This is a genomic window from Fictibacillus norfolkensis (assembly GCF_014836645.1).
Taxonomy (GTDB): domain Bacteria; phylum Bacillota; class Bacilli; order Bacillales; family Fictibacillaceae; genus Fictibacillus; species Fictibacillus norfolkensis.
This window is the reverse complement of sequence record NZ_JACSQM010000001.1, coordinates 112,448-129,174: the sequence shown is the minus strand read 5'-3', so window position 1 is coordinate 129,174 and position 16,727 is coordinate 112,448. Positions and strand designations below refer to the sequence as shown.

Below are 16,727 nucleotides of genomic sequence, written 5' to 3'. Positions count from 1 at the left end.
CTCTTTTATTTTTTGTACAAGTGGTCTAACGGGAGAGGGTAGCTCGTATACATAGTAGTACAAACCACTTGAGGAGGGAAAGTATGCGCAAAATGATGAAGTCAGGAGCACCGCTTATCATATTATCAGCTTCATTGCTGGTATCAGGTTGCGGACTATGGGGAGAGAAAGCAGGAAATGAGCTTGATCCCCCTAAAGTGAATTACGTGAAAGAAGGTCAGTCACTTGATAAGAAGGATAAAGCAGCGAGTGCAGAGCAAACGAATAAGCGGCAACTGTTTTTATTCGACAGCAACGGGATGGTTGTCCCACAGGTACTAGCTCTTCCAAAGAACGATGAAACGGCTAAACAAGTACTGCAGTATCTTGTGAAAGATGGGCCAATCAGTAATTTGCTTCCTAACGGTTTTCAAGCTGTTCTGCCAGCAGATACAGAAGTGTTATCGGTAAATATCAAAAAAGGAACAGCTACAGCAAATTTTTCTAAAGAGTTCACAGAGTATAATGCAGCGGATGAAATGAAGATTCTGCAAGCTATTACATTTACACTTACTCAGTTTGACAACATAAAGAAAGTTAAAATACAAATCGCAGGAAAGAACCAAAATTCAATGCCTGTTAACAATACACCAGTTGGTGACGGTGTGAGTCGCGTTGACGGTATAAACCTCGAAAATGGCAGTGTGGCAGATATCACGAATAGTGAACTCGTAACGCTCTATTTCTTGGCACAGACACAGGATCAAACGTATTATGTACCTGTAACGCGCCGAGTTGCAAAAGAGGGAACAGATAAAGTAACAGCAACGATCGAACATCTAATTGATGGCCCTTCTGCTGAGAGCAGCCTTCTAACAGATTTTAGAACAGATGTGAAACTGTTGAGTACACCTGTCGTCAAAGATGGTGTGGTTACACTAAACTTCAATGGAGCTTTACTGGATAACAAAGAAGAAAGCATGATTGCAGATGAAGTATTAAATTCAATTGTTCTTTCTCTTACTGAACTATCTGAAGTGAAGAAAGTAGCGATTAAAGTCGATGGGAAGTCAAAGATCTTTAATGAAAAAGGGAAAGAACTCACTGCTCCAGTTTCAAGACCTAAAGAAGTGAATACAGGTGAATTTTAAAATCAAATAGGTTGTGATACAGTAAAGAGGCGAGATATTCGCTTCTTTTTTATTTTGTCCATATTAATATAGGGATTTAACATATTGATTCATTAAGTTAAGATTTACTTTTATCGGAGGAATAAACCACATGAAAATTTTAGTCGCAACGAAAAATAGAGGCAAAGCTAAAGAATTACAATCCATGTTTGAAAGCCTTGGAGTTGAAATCCTTTCTTTAAACGATATTGAAGGAAGTCCTGATGTTGAAGAAACAGGAGTCACTTTTGAAGAGAACGCTATTTTAAAGGCTGAAACCATTTCTAAACAGATGAATATTCCTGTTATTGCAGATGACTCTGGATTAGAAATTCATGCGTTAGAAGGACGACCTGGCGTTTATTCAGCTAGATATGCAGGTATACATAAAAGTGATGAAGAGAACATGAACAAAGTCTTAGAAGAACTTCAGGATGTTGAAGATAACGATAGAAACGCTCAATTTGTATGTGCTTTGGCTTTTGCAAGACCTCAAAAAGAAACGCTAGTTGTAAAAGGTGAATGTAAAGGTCAGATCTTAAGAGAAAAGAAGGGAACGGAAGGTTTCGGGTATGATCCGATTTTCTTTCTTCCTCAATTAAATCGTTCGATGGCAGAGTTAGCAAAAGAAGAAAAAAATAAAATTAGTCATAGAGCAATAGCTTTGGAAAAACTAAAAAAACTGATCAATGAGGAGGATCTCTTATGGGAAAAGCCTTAATCGTTAGTGATAGTCACGGGTTAACAGATGAGTTAGAAACGTTAAAGAGCCGCTATCAAAATAAAGTAGATCTTATGATCCATTGCGGTGATTCTGAGCTTTCGACATCATCTAAAGAAATGTCTGGATTTGTAACGGTTAAAGGAAATATGGATTATTTAGGCGATGATTTTCCTAACGAAGCCATTGAGCTGCTGGGAGAAACATGTATATATATAACACATGGTCATCTATACGATGTAAAAATGTCTTATCTTTCACTAGCATACAGAGCAGAGGAAACAGGCGCAACAATTGCTTGTTTTGGGCACTCACACATAGCTGAGGCATTTGAACGTGAGGGAATGATTTTTATTAATCCAGGCAGTATCAGGCTGCCTAGAGGTTCGTTTGAAAAGACTTATGCTTTATTAGAAATTGAAGATAATAGTATTTCGGTAAGTTTTTATTCACTCGATGGTATACGTATCGATCAGTTAAGTAGAACATTTGAAAAGAAAACGGTAAGAAAATAAAAAAGTTAAGAAAATGGGTTGACTATAATTTAGATATCATGTATATTTAGTTATGTCGTCGCGACAAGGTCTAAATTGTCTGCGGGTGTAGTTTAGTGGTAAAACAAGAGCCTTCCAAGCTCTGGTCGTGAGTTCGATTCTCATCACCCGCTCCATTTGTTTTTCTCACGTTCAAATGGTCCATGAAAAGTTACATCTGAAGTTAACAGATCTTACAATTAAAATGCATGATAAAAATATATTTGTATCCACAGTCGACGGGTGGAACAAATCACTGTGTGCCCGCAGCGCATGGTAATTGCGGAAAGCGCCATTGCTATGCGAAAGGGGCTCCAATACATATGTCCCAGTAGCTCAGCCGGATAGAGCATACGCCTTCTAAGCGTACGGTCGGGAGTTCGAATCTCTCCTGGGACGCCATAATACTTACAGTCTAACCCTTGATATGACAGGGTTTTGAACAGATAAGGGATGCTATCACAGATTATAACACTGTGGGAGCATCCTCTTTTTTATACCTACAATATTTCAGCAAAAGTTCTGCTACCTCCAACTTATTAGCCACAATGGAGGAGACAGTATGACAAAGAAAAAAGGCATATTTGATGTAGAGGCAGACATTAATCTGTTTAATCAAGGAAATATTACAGGTATACAAGAAAAGTTATCAGGGGCAAAGGTACCTACAACAGCTAAAACAAGTAAGAAAGATGGCAGAGACTTAGACAGTGTTATGGAAGTAATTATTCAGCAAATGACAGTTAGTGGATACAGAGAGAGGACTATGACTGATTATATAAGCTACATGGCACAGTTTAGGAAGGTTACAAATGTTGAATACCTTGAGGATATTACAACAGATAGTATTTATCTGTGGCTTAATTCAATGGCAGTATCTAATCAGACTAAGCTGACAAGGCTCAAATGCTTAAAGGCTATTCTAGGTAAGTGTTTCAATAATGGGTGGTTCAGCTCAAAATTTTGGCATAGCATCAATATTAAAGTTGATAAACAGGTTAAAAAAGGTGCTAAGAAGGATGATGTAATGGTTTTGCTATCTTTGTTAGACTTAAATACCTTTATTGGTCTCAGAGATGCTGTGGCAGTTCTTACTCTTTATAGAACTGGTGTAAGAATTAATACACTGGGGCAACTCCAAGAAAGGCATATTGACTTTGAAAATAAGCAATTATGTATGGATGGTACAATATTAAAGAACCATAAACTTTTAAAGCTGCCTCTTGATGATGAACTACTACATTTGCTAAAGGTTCTTATGAATCAGAACAATAAAATTAGAACTTACTATGGGCAAAAAAATTCATATCTGTTCATAAGTTACAAAGGCACATCTCTTAATACAAAGTCTACAAACAATGCTATTTCAAAGCAGTTAAATAAATATGCTAAAAAGTATGGGTTAGATAACATAAATCCTCATGCCCTTAGAAGGGGCTATGCTAAGACTTTATTAGAAAAAGGGGCTAACCTTGCATTAATTTCTAAAGCCTTAGGACACTCTAATTTAGCTGTCACAACTCAGTATTTGGACTTAGATGTTGAGGAAGTTGCTGACAACCTTAGGGAATACTTATAATACTTTTACTCCTGCTATTCTAGCAGGTTTTTTTGTATGTTTTTGTATTTTTAAATACAGAAATTAGTAGTATAGTTGAGTGTAGAAGGTGGTGAAAAGTGATGAAAAATGCTGAGATGGATACTTGGTTAGATGAGATGCTAAAGCTAGGGGAAAGTTTTACTTTTGAAAATGGAAAAGCTAAACATGAATTATATGAGTTATGGATTAGCAAAGCAAGAGAGTTTCTACTAGTTAATGAATATCTAACAGAGGATAAGGTTGCTAAACAGCCTTTTCATAATGATGAGGGTTACTACAACCTATTGTCTGGCTACCTTACTAAGATTTACTTAAGTAACAATGGAGTATGGTAAGTCATAAAGAGGATGCTGATTTGGTCAGCTCCTTTTATTATTTAGAGGTAGGTAGAATCTTAATTGCTTAGCTAATTTCTCATGGGGATTCTAGTGTATAAGTAGTTTATTTAAATAGGGGTGTTAAAAAACTAAGGGGGACTCAAATTGGAGAACAATGATTTATTAAAAAGAATTCAAGAGCTTGAAGAAACTATAGAATTAATTACTTTCAGACAGAACTTGCTTTTTTCAAATACATCTGTGGATAGAGCCATTTATGAATATGATATTACAAAAAAACAGTACAATCTCATCATGGATTTGATGGATAGGTACAGAACAAAAATAGATAATAAAGAAAAGGTTAGTCATGGTAAATTTGAGGATGAGATGTATGAAATAGTTCCTCAACATAGTGGGAATTATCACTTTGTAGAATCATTAACTAGAGCATTTTGGGAAAATGATAGATGGGAAGAAGTGTTTGATGAGCTGTATAGAGTTTTACCAAAATATCAACACATTAAAAAAGGGTTTTAATAAATGGATAGCTTTTTAAATGTGGTAGGAAAATTAGCAGATTTTATTGGAATCATTTCAGGTATTGTAGCAGTCACAGCTTGGCTTAAAGCAAGAAAATATGCAAATAAAGCAAGTGAAACTTTAGGAGTTATTCAAAACTACAGAAGAGTTGAGATATACACAGAAGTTAATAAGAAATTAGAACAGATTAAATCTGACATCAGAAAGATAGGTACAGATGGCAGAGCTAATGTCCAAAAAAGATACAAAGAGTTAGAAACAACTGTAGGTGAAATAATTCATGCAATACCATCAAAAAATAATGATTTAATTGAAAAAATGAGGGAGGTTGAAAAAGCACTTAGAGTACATGGAGATAAAAATGAAAAATTAATTGATAAAAAGCAATATGCTGTCTTAGACTCAATAGACATTGTATCAACAGGGCTTAAAGGCTTGATGGAAGAACTAAAACAAGAAAATTAAAAATTATGTGAATGATTAGTAGTGCCTATTACTGACTTATAAATCAATACTAAAAAAGAAGGGAGCATTTAGGTGCTCTCTTCTTGTTCTTGTTTTCCTGATAATAAATCAAGTAGTAAATTCACTTTTTTAAACAGCTCATCAAATGTAATTATAGTTACACTTTTCATTTCTTTTCTGTACCACTCAAATGATTGCAATTTCTGTTCTTCCAAGTCATTCATTTTCCCTGCAATTACTACACACATAGGGTTAAAAACTTTAAAATCTTCATCAGAACTACCTCTTAAGGATGTATATTCTCTTTGTAATGTTTCCTTGTAGCCTAGTACCTGAACAATTGCTCCAGTTAAGTCACTGTGTATGGAGTATATATTTTGTCTATACTTACCTGAAAGTAAATCAGTGCTTGGAGTTTTAATCTCAATTAATGCTACATCATTAGATAAATCATTCTTAAACATGAAATCTACTACTTTTCCACCTTTATTGCCAATTCCTTTACCACCAACATAGGCTTTGTCCTCAAAGAGTAACATGGGGCTGGCAAAGATTTGACTCAATACCCAAGCATTATCAGTAAATACCCTTTGCCAAAACTCTTCATCATTATTATCTGAATTTTCTTGCCAGACCTTTAATAATTTTCTGATATTTGTTATTCCAATTAGATTATTTAATTGGTCTAGCTCATTTCCCTTTACCTCTAACAATCTTGAAATTATATCCTCAGAATTTTTAGTGTTAGCCATCCATTCAAATGTTTGCTTGACTAATTCTTGCTTATTTTCATCAAGCAGAGTTTCAAATAGACTACTATCTTTTTTGAACATCTCTATTACTTTTTGCAGTTGGCTGTTTGCTTTTGTAAACCAGCTCCTGCCCTGGATAATGCCATACTCTTTATGTATTTTGTAATAAGCATCAGCCTCTGTCATTAGTTTGAGCATTTCATCTGACTTTAACTCAAGTTTGATTCCCTCATATGCTTTTAGAGAAGTAAGATTAAAATCTTTGAAATCTTCCCACTCATCATCTTTTTTCTTTTTTTGAAAAATAAAGCAACCATTTACTGGTGCATTGATATCCTTTTGATTGTTTACAATCTGAGGTCTGAATAATAATCTAGTTAAATTATTCTCCCTTAATATAATGTCAGTCCCCATTGCAGAATCCTTTGATGTAGAATTTAAAACAATTTTCATCATATAGACTCCTTTTTAGATAAATTATACCTTTTAAATACATAAATTGTAAGTTTTTAAATTGTATTGAGTTATAATTGACTCAAACTGTAAAAGGGGAATGTAAAAACATGGTCAACAAAAAAGAGTTTATTTATTGGCTTGAAAATAATAGAAATATAGTTCTATATTCAGTAAATAGATACGCAAATGCTATAGAAACAATTAGCTCTGAATTAGCTAGTTATGGAATGGATGAAATTAACCTTTACAATGTGGAAGAGCCTTTAGTTATTGATTCTGTTATAAAAAAACTTCAAGAAAGTAATGAATTTCTCCAAAAAAATAAAAATGGAAATAGAATGTATAGTGTTTCATTAAATCATTATAGAAGGTTTCTTGAATACAATCAGACTATTCAATATCAAACAGAGCTATTAAAGGATGAGATAGAGTATGAAAAGCAGATTAAGCAAAATATATCCAATGAAAATAGACCTGTAAACATTGTAGATACTAAAAAGGATAGACCAAAATATAGGACTGTTAACAACAGAAAGATTTGGAGTAGAAATCCTAAATATGCAATTGATTCAGTAATGGATGCAGATTACTTATGTGAAGTAGATAATCAGCATACTCACTTTACATCTAAGTTTAGCCAAAGAAACTATGTAGAAGCTCATCATATTATTCCAATGAAATTTCAAGAGCAGTTTGACTGTAGCTTAGATGTTCATGCAAACATAGTATCCCTCTGTATGGTCTGTCATAAGAAGTTACACTTTGCTCTTTTTGAGGATAAAGTGGATATGTTAGAGGAGTTGTATTTAAAGAGAAGAGAGAGACTTAATAACTCAGAACTTAAAGTATCATTAGAGGAATTACAGAGTTTTTATAGATAAAGACCTTAGAATGATTACAGTGTAATGAAATAAATTTGCAATTAAATTAAGGGCTAATATTGAGTTAGTTTCAGAGGGCTAAGCAAGTTCTCTTTATTTTATCATCCTGCCAGTTTATAAAAATATAATGCTAAATTTTTTAGGAAATTGCTATTTAGCAAATCTGTAGCTGAGTAAACTGGAATATTATTACATATAATAAAAAAATGGAACGCGTATGTTTTATTTGCCTTGCTCCAAGTTCTAAGAGGGGGTGTTCCCATGGTGGGGGCTGAGTAGGCAACAGGCTTTTCAGGTAGTCGTACAGCCATGAATCCTTATCATGTTTGTTGTACTGTTCAATGCACAGTAATTTAAGCAGTCTGAGAGGTGATAGGAGCTGTTACATTTAAAGAAAGAGACAGACACCATTACAGCATCTGCCTGAGCCTAACTTATTTTCACTTATATTCCTATTGATAATCTTGTAGTTACTTTGTTTGCCTCATCTTGAGTAATACCAATGTATCTTAATGTTACTGCTTGTGAGCTGTGGTTAAAGATATACTGAAGCAGTGCTAAGTCTACATCCTGTTTGTAAGCCATGTAACCAAAGGTCTTTCTAAGGCTGTGACAGCTTAGTGTGATGCCTATCATATCTCCTGCATGAGCTACTATTCTGTGAGCCTGTACTCTGCTTATAGGCTTACTCCTGTCCTTATTACTGTAAAAGAGATAGTCCCCCTCAGCTAATTCCTCTGCCACAACATAATCCCTTATCAGTAGCTGTAGCTTAGGGTTAAGCTCTATCAACTTCTCCTTATTGGTCTTTTCCTCTCTGTTCTTCCATATACCTCTCAAGCTGTCCTTAACATTTGCCCTCAGTATGTCAGATATTCTAAGCCCTGTATTCAGACTGTAAGCTAACAGTAAATACTGCTTAGAACCTTTTCTATAGACTTCCATAACATCCTTAATCAGTTTCATATCAGTGATTGGCTGAGCTGTATTCACTTTTATTTTCCCCCTGCTATATGTAGAAAAAATGTAATAATTAAGACTCACTATGTTACATAAATTATTTTCTTTAACCATCATAGCAGTTATAGTCTGATATAACAACAATCTATAGGTAACATAATTACATTGTGTTACTTTTTTGGAATATGGAGATAGGCACTTTGATTAGAAATTGCTCTTTATTTGTTTCAGGCTCAGAAAAAATATTTTTGATATTGCATGGACTCTTATTTTCTTGGATATTTCTCAGCTACATCCCTTGGTAACACTGTATTCCTTTAGTGTGATAAATCCAAGACCAGACTTGCAGGACAGGGAAGAGTTTGAGGAGATTTAAAGAGTAATAAAAAAACAGAAGTTTATTATCTATTCAGCTGACTCAATTATTCATTATCAGGATTAACAATTGCATCATAAAAGAAATATATCCACCTTTCTTAGCATTGAAAAACCATTAAACTCCATAGCCTTCCTAATAGCATCCATTAAATATGCTAAGTAATTGCTATTTAAATTAAGATACTTCATCCATATAGTCCTCATCTGTTATATCAGGCATTTCAAAAATATTAGTCTCATTTTGCTCCTGTTGTAACAATTGGAGCTTTTCCTCATCAGTCTTTAAGTCATCAATGTCAGTAAATGCTACAATACAATTTGGAACATAATACATGTTGAGGTCATACTGTGCTTTACCTCTTTTGATAGTCTGTTTATAAAATAATACTTTTCCACTAATGGGATTATTAGCAAATGCCTTGATGTAGCTAAGAATTGTAGACCTACCAAGTCCTGTCATCTCTGCTAATCTATCTACAGATGGAAAAGCAAATCCATCTTTATCTACATGGGAGCAAAGTGCTTGCATAAATGTTATTAATCCATTAGGCAGACCTTTCAAGTAACCACTGTTGTAAATTTTAAAAATGTTAGTAGATACATATGGCATATAGATTACATCTTCTGTCCAATCATCATAGGATATAATATTCTGTACAATAAATAGAGGTTGAGTAACCTGCTCAGGCTTAATGTATCTTTCTTCTAATTGCTTTTTCATGAGGTTCTTGTATTTCTGTATATCTTTATCAGTTATCTTACCCATGTTGTAATTCTCCTCTACAAATAATTTTTTATTAATCATTGATGTGAGGCTTAGCCTCTATCTTTGCTACAAAAGTAGATATTGAGTTATCCAGTTATTTTGTTAGTTAGTTAATACAGTTATTTAGTTATGGTATTAAAATTGGACTTCTAAACTCATTCCTCACCCTCAAACAATAGTTTTACTTTTCTAGGATGCTTTGCTTTGTACTCCATGAAAGCCTCATAACAGTCTCTCCTGCTCTTTCCATTGACAATGTTTTTTATAGTTGCTCTTGATACAGTGAAGTGCTCCTCAATTTGAAATGGGAGCAGACCTTTCACTTTACTGTAATAAAGGATTTTGTAGACATCCCTATCAGTTAGCTTGACATTATTAAACCCTAACATCATATTGACCTCCTCATTCTTTCTTCATTACTATAATTAGAAAGAGTAGAGAAACTGTGACAACTCCTGATGTTCTTTAGATTATTTCTGATACTGTTTCAGTGAGACTTATTTCTGGGGCTTTAAGGCACATGGAAAAAATGGTAAAATAGCACTGTATTATTTTTCCGCAGAGTGTAGTCAGTTTATAGGGGAGAGGAGGAAATGTGTTGAGTCAAGCAAAATTAAGTGAGGATGCCTTAGTACAGATAATAGAAAAGGCAAAGAAATTTTTCAAAGATGATATTGTTCCAAGCCACAAAGCTAATACTCTTAAACTAAAAAAATTAAAGCAGTTTAACCTTAATCCATTTTTGGATAAGTATAAAGCCAGCTTTCTAACTGGAAATGATGACTCTGAGAGTATTGCTAGAGCTTTAGTCTATCCAAGGGTTTTGGGTACATCCATAAATACTATCTTTGGAGATAGATTACAGAAATTTTGTAGTGAGGTATTAGAGGGCTTTGCATCTACAACATCAGGTATTGATATTGAGTTTTTTGATAAGGTAGATGGCAGAAAGAAATACTGTCAAATTAAGGCAGGTCCAAACACTATCAATAAAGATGATATTGAGACTATCAAAGGGCATTTCCAAGGCATTAAAAACCTTGCAAGGACTAATAAGTTGAGTATCAGCTTTGATGATTTAGTGGTAGGTGTATTTTATGGTACTCCTGATGATTTAAGTAATCATTATAAGACTATCAACAAAGAGTATCCTGTTATAGTTGGTCAGGAGTTCTGGTACAGACTAACAGGTGAGCTAGACTTCTATCAAAAACTTACAGATGCTATAGGTGATGTAGCTTCTGAGGTTGATGGTTCTGAAATGATTGAGGATGTGATTAAGACTTTAGCTAAAGAAATTGAGGATACATTAAAGCCAAAGCAATTAAAACCTGTTATCGAAAAGAAGATAGCTGCTGAGGATAAAGGGGAATATATTTTGTAACAAAAAAGAGGGAGGTTGCTGTAATTGCATCCATCCCTTTTTTCATTTTTATAGGCTATATCCTAATTCTATCTCTGCCTCTGCTAGCGTATCAGCAACGTAAGGGACATCATAAGCATTAATATCGGTAACATCCTCATGAAGGATAAGGTATCTTGCGACTACAGAATCTTTACCATCAAAATGACTTTCAGGTATAAGCTCCTCTTTTTCATAAAACCAATTGTGTAACCCATACATCTTTTTAATTAACATTCCAATATCTCCCTATCCTCAATATGGATTAATTTATTTTATCTGATTTAATACATTTACAATAGATAAGCCAATAGCATTAGCCATGTTTACAGGGACAGCATTTCCTATCTGTTTATAAGCATTAGCCTGTGAACAGTCAAACTCCCAACTATCAGGAAAACTTTGTATCCTAGCATACTCTCTAACTGTGAAAGGTCTAGTTTCATCAGGATGACATCTCTCAGTTTGTTTCTGAGCGGGAGAGCAGGTTAATGTTAATGAAGGCTCATCCCATGATAACCTTCTAGCCATTCCTGTTCTGCCTCCTCCTGAGTAATAGCTCTTACCCATGAAATCCCTAGCAATCTCATCAGGGAGGTCTCTCCAATATCCTCCTGGAGGTACCAGGTCTAAGACTTTCCTTTTCGACTCAGGATACTTAGCTCCATCTGATTTAGGAACATCCTGTAGAATATCTTTTAAAGTTAGCTCATAGCCATAAGGCTGAGGTAGACAGTAGCTAAAATTATATTTTTCAACTAAGTCATTTCTAATCCCTACCATGACTAATCTTTCCCTTTTTTGAGCTACATCATAGTCTAAGGCTCTTAAGACTTTCCATTTAACTGTATAGCCAATATCAGAGAATACTTTAAGCATTAGAGCAAATGTCCTACCCTCATCATGATTTAGTAATCCTCTTACATTCTCAGCTAAAAACATTTTAGGTAGTAGCTGTTTCAATATCTGAGCATAGTAATAAAACATTGTACCTCTAGCATCAGATAGACCCATTTTCTTTCCTGCATAGCTGAAAGCCTGACAAGGATAGCCTCCTGATAGCAGGTCAAGCTCTCCTATACCAATGTCAACAAAGTTCCTGATACCTTGCTCAGCTACTTCTATAATGTCTTTTTCAATAACATTAAGGTTAGGTCTGTTTTTTCTGAGAGTCTGACAGGCATACTTATCAATCTCTATAAGACCTTTAGAATGGAACCCTGCCTCCTCAAGTCCAAGAGCCAGACCTCCTGCTCCTGCAAAAAGCTCAATACCTGTATATTCCTTATGAGCCTTTAATCCTCTTACCTCTACATAATCATGACCCTCATAGTCTGCTACATTAATTACATCATCCTGAGACTGCTCTCCTAATGTATCTGCATCTAAAGGTAATGCAAACTGCTCAGAGTCAATAATCTCCTCAAAGTTTACATCTAAGATTTCTGCAAGTTTGAGAGCATTGGACTTAATAGGGTTAAAATTAGGGGATAATAACATAGAAAGCTGATTTTTGCTGATACCTAATTGCTCAGCTAATTCCTTTTGTGTAGATATGCCATGTCTTTTCATATGTACTCTAACTTTGTCTTTGCTTATAGTATACAACTTGTAACCCTCCATTGGAGTTAAAATAATATTTAACTTTTATAGGGTTATTATGAGGGTTTGTCCTGAGGTAGTCAATAAAAATGATTCAAGAAAAGCTAAATTCAGACAAAAACAAACATTATACCTTATATAGATGCAACCATACTTTTTTACATTGATTTACTCATTATCTTTGCTTATTATCTGAATGACTTAAATAGGAGTTTTATTTAAGAGGATGAGTTTATGTATGAGGATAAAGGAATTTTAACTGAGGAGGAACTGGTACTTTTATCTAGGTATGCTGATGACAAGCAGGTACAGCTAAATGATGAACTGCTCAAGGCTAAAGCAATGCCTAAGAGTTTGAGTTATGAAAGATGGATAGAACACTTAGAACAGGGATTATTTATAAACTTTAATAGAACTAACAAAGTAAATGTAGTTACAGTAGGTAAGTTAAATATAGCTAGACTAGATAGGGTATTGTTAGAAATGACTAATTGAGAGATTGTTTAGGAAATAGGAGGTCAATCAGATGGGTATGTACAAATATTATGCTTTGATTGAGAAAGAGAAACTGGATGGCTCATGATGTTTTATTGTCAGCTTTCCTGATATTGATAATTGCTTTACAGATGCTGATACTCTGACAGGAGCTGTAGAATATGCTCAGGATGTTCTAGGCTTAATGTTATCAGAAATGGAGAAGGATGGAGAGGTTATTCCTGTTCCTAGTAAGTCTGATACCATTAAAGTACCTGAGGGAGCTAGTCTAGTAATGATACAGATTGATACTGATAACTTTAGGGAGGGAGCTAAATAAGCTCTTTTTTGTCAGCATAAGTCTCAGATGTCAGGGGTGTTAACTGTTACAGTTACTTCCTTATATAGTTATTGCCATCTTAACCTAAGAGAAGTTTAGGGGATTCCAAATTAATTAAGGGAAATACCTGCTAGAGTAGCAGTATTAGATAAATAAATTGTTTGATAACATGAGGGGTTTGAGTTATTCTGTTGAATAAGGTAATAGAACTTTGTTAGGGAAAGGTACTAATCCCAACTATTATATATTGTAGCTATACAGTGAAAACTTAATCTGTGCTAACCTTTGATATGCCAGTGTTTTGGCTGATAAGGAACAGCATCCCCCCCAGTAGCTCAGCCGGATAGAGCAACGGCCTTCTAAGCCGTTGGTCGGGAGTTCGAATCTCTCCTGGGACGCCATAATACTTACATAATAACAACTTTTCGACACGCTTGATGTCCTCTATTAAAGGATATCAAGCGTGTTTTTTTATTTTTTGTTGAAAGCGCTTTAAAAATGTTTACAATGTGACGCGTTAAAGCTTCAAAACCTTATGGGCATGGGAATGAAAGCGTGTACAAAATAACTGAAAAGTCAGAATTCAGTAAAAAATCCAAAATTCGTGGTTGATTCTTTAATAAGATGGGCGTAATATTGTCAACAATTATTAAAATATTTTTAAAAAATTCAAATAATTCAAATTGACACGTAAAGGAGGATCACGATGCAGGAGCAATGGGTTTATGTTAATGGTGAGCACGTATTAAAAGATGACGCCAAAGTCTCGGTTTACGATCATGGGTTTTTATATGGAGATGGGGTGTTTGAAGGTATTCGAGTCTATAACGGGAATGTATATCGACTAGATGAACATCTTCAGCGTTTATACGAATCAGCTCAATCCATTATGCTGACAATTCCACACACTAAAGAAGAACTAACAGACATCATCGTTCAAACGCTCCAGAAAAACAAATATCGTGATGCTTATATTCGACTAGTAATTTCACGAGGAAAAGGAAATCTAGGATTGGACCCTTTTACATGCGGCCAACCGGGAGTCATTGTTATTGCAGAACAGCTTGCACTATTTCCTAAAAAACTTTATGAAACAGGTTTAGAGATCATAACAGTGGCAAGCAGAAGAAACCGCCCGGATGTGTTAAGTCCTAAAGTTAAATCGCTAAACTACCTGAACAATATTTTAGTTAAGATCGAGGCTAGCCTTGCAGGAGTAAGTGAAGCATTGATGCTGAACGATCAAGGGTATGTGGCGGAAGGTTCTGCTGATAATGTGTTCATCATCAAAGGGAATACCATTAAGACGCCTCCAGGATACTTAGGGGCTCTAGAAGGAATTACTCGAAACGCAATTGTAGAGATCGCACGAGCACAAGGATACAACATGGTTGAAGAGCCATTCACGAGACATGATGTTTATGTAGCTGATGAAGTATTCTTAACTGGAACTGCAGCTGAAGTTATTGCAGTAGTAAAAGTAGATGGAAGAGTAATCGGAAATGGAGCACCAGGTGAACATACGAACAAACTTTTAAAATTCTTCAGAGAAAAAGTAGTTGAAGAAGGAGTTAAGGTGTATCCAAACCAAGCCGTTCAAGCTGGATAAAAGAAGTATAGGAGTGTTACAGATATGCGCAGTAATATGATCAAGCAAGGAATCGATAGAGCCCCGCACAGAAGTCTTCTCCACGCAGCGGGAGTTGCACCAGAGGATATGGATAAACCCTTTATCGGTGTTTGTAATTCCTATGTTGATATTATTCCGGGGCATATGCATCTAAACAAAGTAGGTGAATGGGTAAAAGAAGCCATTAGAGAAGCTGGTGGAATTCCGTTCGAGTTTAATACCATCGGTGTAGACGATGGAATTGCGATGGGCCATATCGGTATGAGGTATTCGCTGCCGAGTCGAGAAGTCATTGCAGATGCAGCAGAGACGGTGATTAACGCCCATTGGTTCGACGGTGTGTTCTACATACCTAACTGTGACAAGATTACGCCTGGTATGTTAATGGCAGCTGTCAGGACGAATGTTCCTGCAGTATTTGTTTCAGGTGGTCCGATGGAAGCTGGAAAGTCTATGGCAGGAAAATCCCTATCTCTTGCCTCGGTATTTGAAGGAGTAGGTTCTCACTTAGCTGGAAAGATGACGAGAGAAGAACTATTAGAACTTGAAACGAGTGCTTGCCCGACTTGTGGATCATGCTCGGGGATGTTTACAGCCAACAGCATGAATTCCATTATGGAGATGCTAGGAATTACACTGCCGGGTAATGGTACGATTGTTGCTACCTCAGACGAAAGAAGAGAACTGATCAAAGAGGCTGCAACATCACTTATGGATCTCGTGAAAAACAATATAAAACCTAGAGATATTATAACGAAAGAAGCGATTGATGACGCCTTTGCATTGGACATGGCGATGGGCGGCTCTACAAATACCGTTCTTCATATGCTTGCCATCGCAAATGAAGCTGAGATTGATTATGACTTATCATCAATCAACGAGATCGCAGAGCGTATTCCATATTTATCAAAGATTAGTCCGGCTTCGGATTATTCCATGCAAGATGTTCACAGAGCCGGCGGTGTCAGTGCGATCATCAATGAACTCTGTAGAATGGAAGGTGCCATCCATAACGATCGGTTAACGATAAGTGGAGAAACGCTAGAGCACCGAGTCCGGCATGCGGAAATTTTAGATGATGATGTTATTCGTAGAAAAGATAACGCATATTCACCAGTAGGCGGTTTATCTATACTTTATGGAAACATTGCACCAGATGGCTGTGTGATCAAAGTGGGAGCTGTTGATCCTTCAATAAAAACATTTCAAGGCGAGGCAATCGTCTATGAATCTCAAGAAGAAGCAATCGAAGGCATCAATAATGGTGAAGTAAGAGAAGGGCATGTCGTTGTCATTCGATATGAAGGACCGAAGGGTGGACCAGGTATGCCGGAGATGCTCTCTCCCACTTCTGCTATCGCTGGAAGAGGATTGAGTACGAAAGTAGCGCTGATCACGGATGGGAGATTCTCTGGGGCGTCTCGAGGGATCTCTATCGGTCACATCTCGCCAGAAGCGGCACAAGGCGGACCGATCGCGTTCGTAAACAATGGTGATCCAATCTTAATTGATCTAGTGAATAGAACGATTCACGTTTTATTAACAGAAGAAGACTTAACAGAACGAAAAGAAGGTTGGGTGAAACCAGAGCCGAAGATCAAAAAAGGCTACCTCGCACGCTATGCGGCGCTTGTAACATCAGCTAATACTGGAGGAATCTTAAAAATTTAAATCATTAAAACGATGACGGAGAACAATGGTAGATGTGGGATATACAGAGAGCCGGTGGTTGCTGTGAACCGGTTATCCCTAATACCAG

General features: G+C 35.9%; 19 protein-coding genes, 2 tRNA genes and 1 other annotated feature (1 of these 22 cut by a window edge). Of the genes, 15 read left to right on the top strand and 6 right to left on the bottom strand.

The genetic code is table 11. The annotated features are described in order from the left end of the window. The first annotated feature begins 92 nt into the window (after positions 1-92). The 9 genes from H9648_RS00630 to H9648_RS00590 all read left to right on the top strand — a co-directional run bounded on the left by H9648_RS00630 (position 93) and on the right by H9648_RS00590 (position 5,327). Positions 93-1,130 carry a GerMN domain-containing protein gene (locus H9648_RS00630; RefSeq protein ID WP_191752642.1) on the top strand — a complete coding sequence of 346 codons (1,038 nt, stop codon included), beginning with the start codon at positions 93-95 and terminating at the stop codon, positions 1,128-1,130. 130 nt (positions 1,131-1,260) lie between these two features. Next, positions 1,261-1,869, top strand: coding sequence for an XTP/dITP diphosphatase (locus H9648_RS00625; protein ID WP_191751885.1), 609 nt, complete (start codon positions 1,261-1,263; stop codon positions 1,867-1,869). Continuing rightward, positions 1,854-2,384 (top strand): metallophosphoesterase family protein, encoded by a 531-nt coding sequence (locus tag H9648_RS00620; RefSeq protein WP_191751884.1) that lies wholly within the window; start codon positions 1,854-1,856, stop codon positions 2,382-2,384. Before H9648_RS00625 ends, H9648_RS00620 begins: the two co-directional genes overlap by 16 nt. Positions 2,385-2,465: 81 nt before the next feature. Beyond that, a tRNA-Gly gene (locus tag H9648_RS00615) sits at positions 2,466-2,539 on the top strand. A 188-nt stretch (positions 2,540-2,727) separates the two neighbouring features. Continuing rightward, a tRNA-Arg gene (locus H9648_RS00610) sits at positions 2,728-2,804 on the top strand. Between the two features lie 160 nt (positions 2,805-2,964). Next, positions 2,965-3,981 (top strand): tyrosine-type recombinase/integrase, encoded by a 1,017-nt coding sequence (locus tag H9648_RS00605; RefSeq protein ID WP_191751883.1) that lies wholly within the window; start codon positions 2,965-2,967, stop codon positions 3,979-3,981. 101 nt (positions 3,982-4,082) lie between these two features. Next, positions 4,083-4,337, top strand: coding sequence for a hypothetical protein (locus H9648_RS00600; protein ID WP_191751882.1), 255 nt, complete (start codon positions 4,083-4,085; stop codon positions 4,335-4,337). A gap of 147 nt (positions 4,338-4,484) precedes the next feature. Beyond that, a complete protein-coding gene (locus H9648_RS00595; RefSeq protein ID WP_191751881.1) occupies positions 4,485-4,859 on the top strand; it encodes a DUF1878 domain-containing protein in 375 nt (124 codons plus the stop codon). A gap of 3 nt (positions 4,860-4,862) precedes the next feature. Then, entirely contained in the window at positions 4,863-5,327 is a 465-nt protein-coding gene (locus H9648_RS00590) for a hypothetical protein (RefSeq protein ID WP_191751880.1), read from the top strand. A gap of 68 nt (positions 5,328-5,395) precedes the next feature. Here H9648_RS00590 and H9648_RS00585 read toward each other — a convergent pair whose 3' ends face one another. Beyond that, positions 5,396-6,535, bottom strand: a complete 1,140-nt coding sequence (locus H9648_RS00585) for a Shedu immune nuclease family protein (RefSeq protein ID WP_225218664.1) — start codon at positions 6,533-6,535, stop codon at positions 5,396-5,398. Between the two features lie 107 nt (positions 6,536-6,642). Between H9648_RS00585 and H9648_RS00580 the strand changes: the two genes are divergently transcribed. After that, entirely contained in the window at positions 6,643-7,416 is a 774-nt protein-coding gene (locus tag H9648_RS00580; protein ID WP_191751879.1) for an HNH endonuclease, read from the top strand. A 444-nt stretch (positions 7,417-7,860) separates the two neighbouring features. Here the strand turns inward: H9648_RS00580 and H9648_RS00575 are convergent, their stop codons facing one another. From H9648_RS00575 to H9648_RS00565, 3 genes are all read right to left on the bottom strand, one after another. Next, on the bottom strand, positions 7,861-8,409 hold the full coding sequence (locus tag H9648_RS00575; RefSeq protein WP_191751878.1) for a tyrosine-type recombinase/integrase: 549 nt from the start codon (positions 8,407-8,409) through the stop codon (positions 7,861-7,863). 520 nt (positions 8,410-8,929) lie between these two features. After that, positions 8,930-9,520 (bottom strand): helix-turn-helix domain-containing protein, encoded by a 591-nt coding sequence (locus tag H9648_RS00570; protein ID WP_191751877.1) that lies wholly within the window; start codon positions 9,518-9,520, stop codon positions 8,930-8,932. A gap of 155 nt (positions 9,521-9,675) precedes the next feature. Beyond that, positions 9,676-9,912, bottom strand: a complete 237-nt coding sequence (locus H9648_RS00565; RefSeq protein ID WP_191751876.1) for a hypothetical protein — start codon at positions 9,910-9,912, stop codon at positions 9,676-9,678. A 206-nt stretch (positions 9,913-10,118) separates the two neighbouring features. On the opposite strand from H9648_RS00565, the gene H9648_RS00560 reads away from it, so the two are divergent. Continuing rightward, a complete protein-coding gene (locus H9648_RS00560) occupies positions 10,119-10,904 on the top strand; it encodes a PmeII family type II restriction endonuclease (RefSeq protein ID WP_191751875.1) in 786 nt (261 codons plus the stop codon). Positions 10,905-10,952: 48 nt separating this feature from the next. Here the strand turns inward: H9648_RS00560 and H9648_RS00555 are convergent, their stop codons facing one another. Both H9648_RS00555 and H9648_RS00550 read right to left on the bottom strand, forming a co-directional pair. Next, complete coding sequence (locus H9648_RS00555; RefSeq protein WP_191751874.1) at positions 10,953-11,159, bottom strand: hypothetical protein; 207 nt, start codon at positions 11,157-11,159, stop codon at positions 10,953-10,955. A gap of 33 nt (positions 11,160-11,192) precedes the next feature. Then, positions 11,193-12,530: a DNA cytosine methyltransferase gene (locus tag H9648_RS00550; RefSeq protein ID WP_225218663.1), complete on the bottom strand. Its 1,338-nt coding sequence runs from the start codon at positions 12,528-12,530 to the stop codon at positions 11,193-11,195. 228 nt (positions 12,531-12,758) lie between these two features. On the opposite strand from H9648_RS00550, the gene H9648_RS00545 reads away from it, so the two are divergent. The 4 genes from H9648_RS00545 (at position 12,759) to ilvD (ending at position 16,639) form a co-directional block, all read left to right on the top strand. Continuing rightward, positions 12,759-13,019 carry a hypothetical protein gene (locus H9648_RS00545; RefSeq protein WP_191751873.1) on the top strand — a complete coding sequence of 87 codons (261 nt, stop codon included), beginning with the start codon at positions 12,759-12,761 and terminating at the stop codon, positions 13,017-13,019. A 94-nt stretch (positions 13,020-13,113) separates the two neighbouring features. Further along, positions 13,114-13,338 carry a type II toxin-antitoxin system HicB family antitoxin gene (locus H9648_RS20575; RefSeq protein WP_318243477.1) on the top strand — a complete coding sequence of 75 codons (225 nt, stop codon included), beginning with the start codon at positions 13,114-13,116 and terminating at the stop codon, positions 13,336-13,338. Between the two features lie 706 nt (positions 13,339-14,044). Continuing rightward, positions 14,045-14,947: a branched-chain-amino-acid transaminase gene (ilvE, locus tag H9648_RS00535; RefSeq protein ID WP_191751872.1), complete on the top strand. Its 903-nt coding sequence runs from the start codon at positions 14,045-14,047 to the stop codon at positions 14,945-14,947. A 24-nt stretch (positions 14,948-14,971) separates the two neighbouring features. Further along, positions 14,972-16,639 carry a dihydroxy-acid dehydratase gene (gene ilvD / locus H9648_RS00530; RefSeq protein ID WP_191751871.1) on the top strand — a complete coding sequence of 556 codons (1,668 nt, stop codon included), beginning with the start codon at positions 14,972-14,974 and terminating at the stop codon, positions 16,637-16,639. 3 nt (positions 16,640-16,642) lie between these two features. After that, positions 16,643-16,727 (top strand) — a binding site (T-box leader) (it continues 180 nt past the right edge of the window).

What these genes read in the sequence shown, in the direction of transcription:
- H9648_RS00630 (WP_191752642.1), top strand. Translation starts at nt 93, where the DNA reads ATGATGAAGTCAGGAGCACCGCTTATCATATTATCAGCTTCATTGCTG.
- H9648_RS00625 (WP_191751885.1), top strand. Translation starts at nt 1,261, where the DNA reads ATGAAAATTTTAGTCGCAACGAAAAATAGAGGCAAAGCTAAAGAATTA.
- H9648_RS00620 (WP_191751884.1), top strand. Translation starts at nt 1,854, where the DNA reads ATGGGAAAAGCCTTAATCGTTAGTGATAGTCACGGGTTAACAGATGAG.
- H9648_RS00605 (WP_191751883.1), top strand. Translation starts at nt 2,965, where the DNA reads ATGACAAAGAAAAAAGGCATATTTGATGTAGAGGCAGACATTAATCTG.
- H9648_RS00600 (WP_191751882.1), top strand. Translation starts at nt 4,083, where the DNA reads ATGAAAAATGCTGAGATGGATACTTGGTTAGATGAGATGCTAAAGCTA.
- H9648_RS00590 (WP_191751880.1), top strand. Translation starts at nt 4,863, where the DNA reads ATGGATAGCTTTTTAAATGTGGTAGGAAAATTAGCAGATTTTATTGGA.
- H9648_RS00585 (WP_225218664.1), bottom strand. Translation starts at nt 6,535, where the DNA reads ATGATGAAAATTGTTTTAAATTCTACATCAAAGGATTCTGCAATGGGG.
- H9648_RS00580 (WP_191751879.1), top strand. Translation starts at nt 6,643, where the DNA reads ATGGTCAACAAAAAAGAGTTTATTTATTGGCTTGAAAATAATAGAAAT.
- H9648_RS00570 (WP_191751877.1), bottom strand. Translation starts at nt 9,520, where the DNA reads ATGGGTAAGATAACTGATAAAGATATACAGAAATACAAGAACCTCATG.
- H9648_RS00565 (WP_191751876.1), bottom strand. Translation starts at nt 9,912, where the DNA reads ATGATGTTAGGGTTTAATAATGTCAAGCTAACTGATAGGGATGTCTAC.
- H9648_RS00555 (WP_191751874.1), bottom strand. Translation starts at nt 11,159, where the DNA reads ATGTTAATTAAAAAGATGTATGGGTTACACAATTGGTTTTATGAAAAA.
- H9648_RS00545 (WP_191751873.1), top strand. Translation starts at nt 12,759, where the DNA reads ATGTATGAGGATAAAGGAATTTTAACTGAGGAGGAACTGGTACTTTTA.
- ilvE (WP_191751872.1), top strand. Translation starts at nt 14,045, where the DNA reads ATGCAGGAGCAATGGGTTTATGTTAATGGTGAGCACGTATTAAAAGAT.
- ilvD (WP_191751871.1), top strand. Translation starts at nt 14,972, where the DNA reads ATGCGCAGTAATATGATCAAGCAAGGAATCGATAGAGCCCCGCACAGA.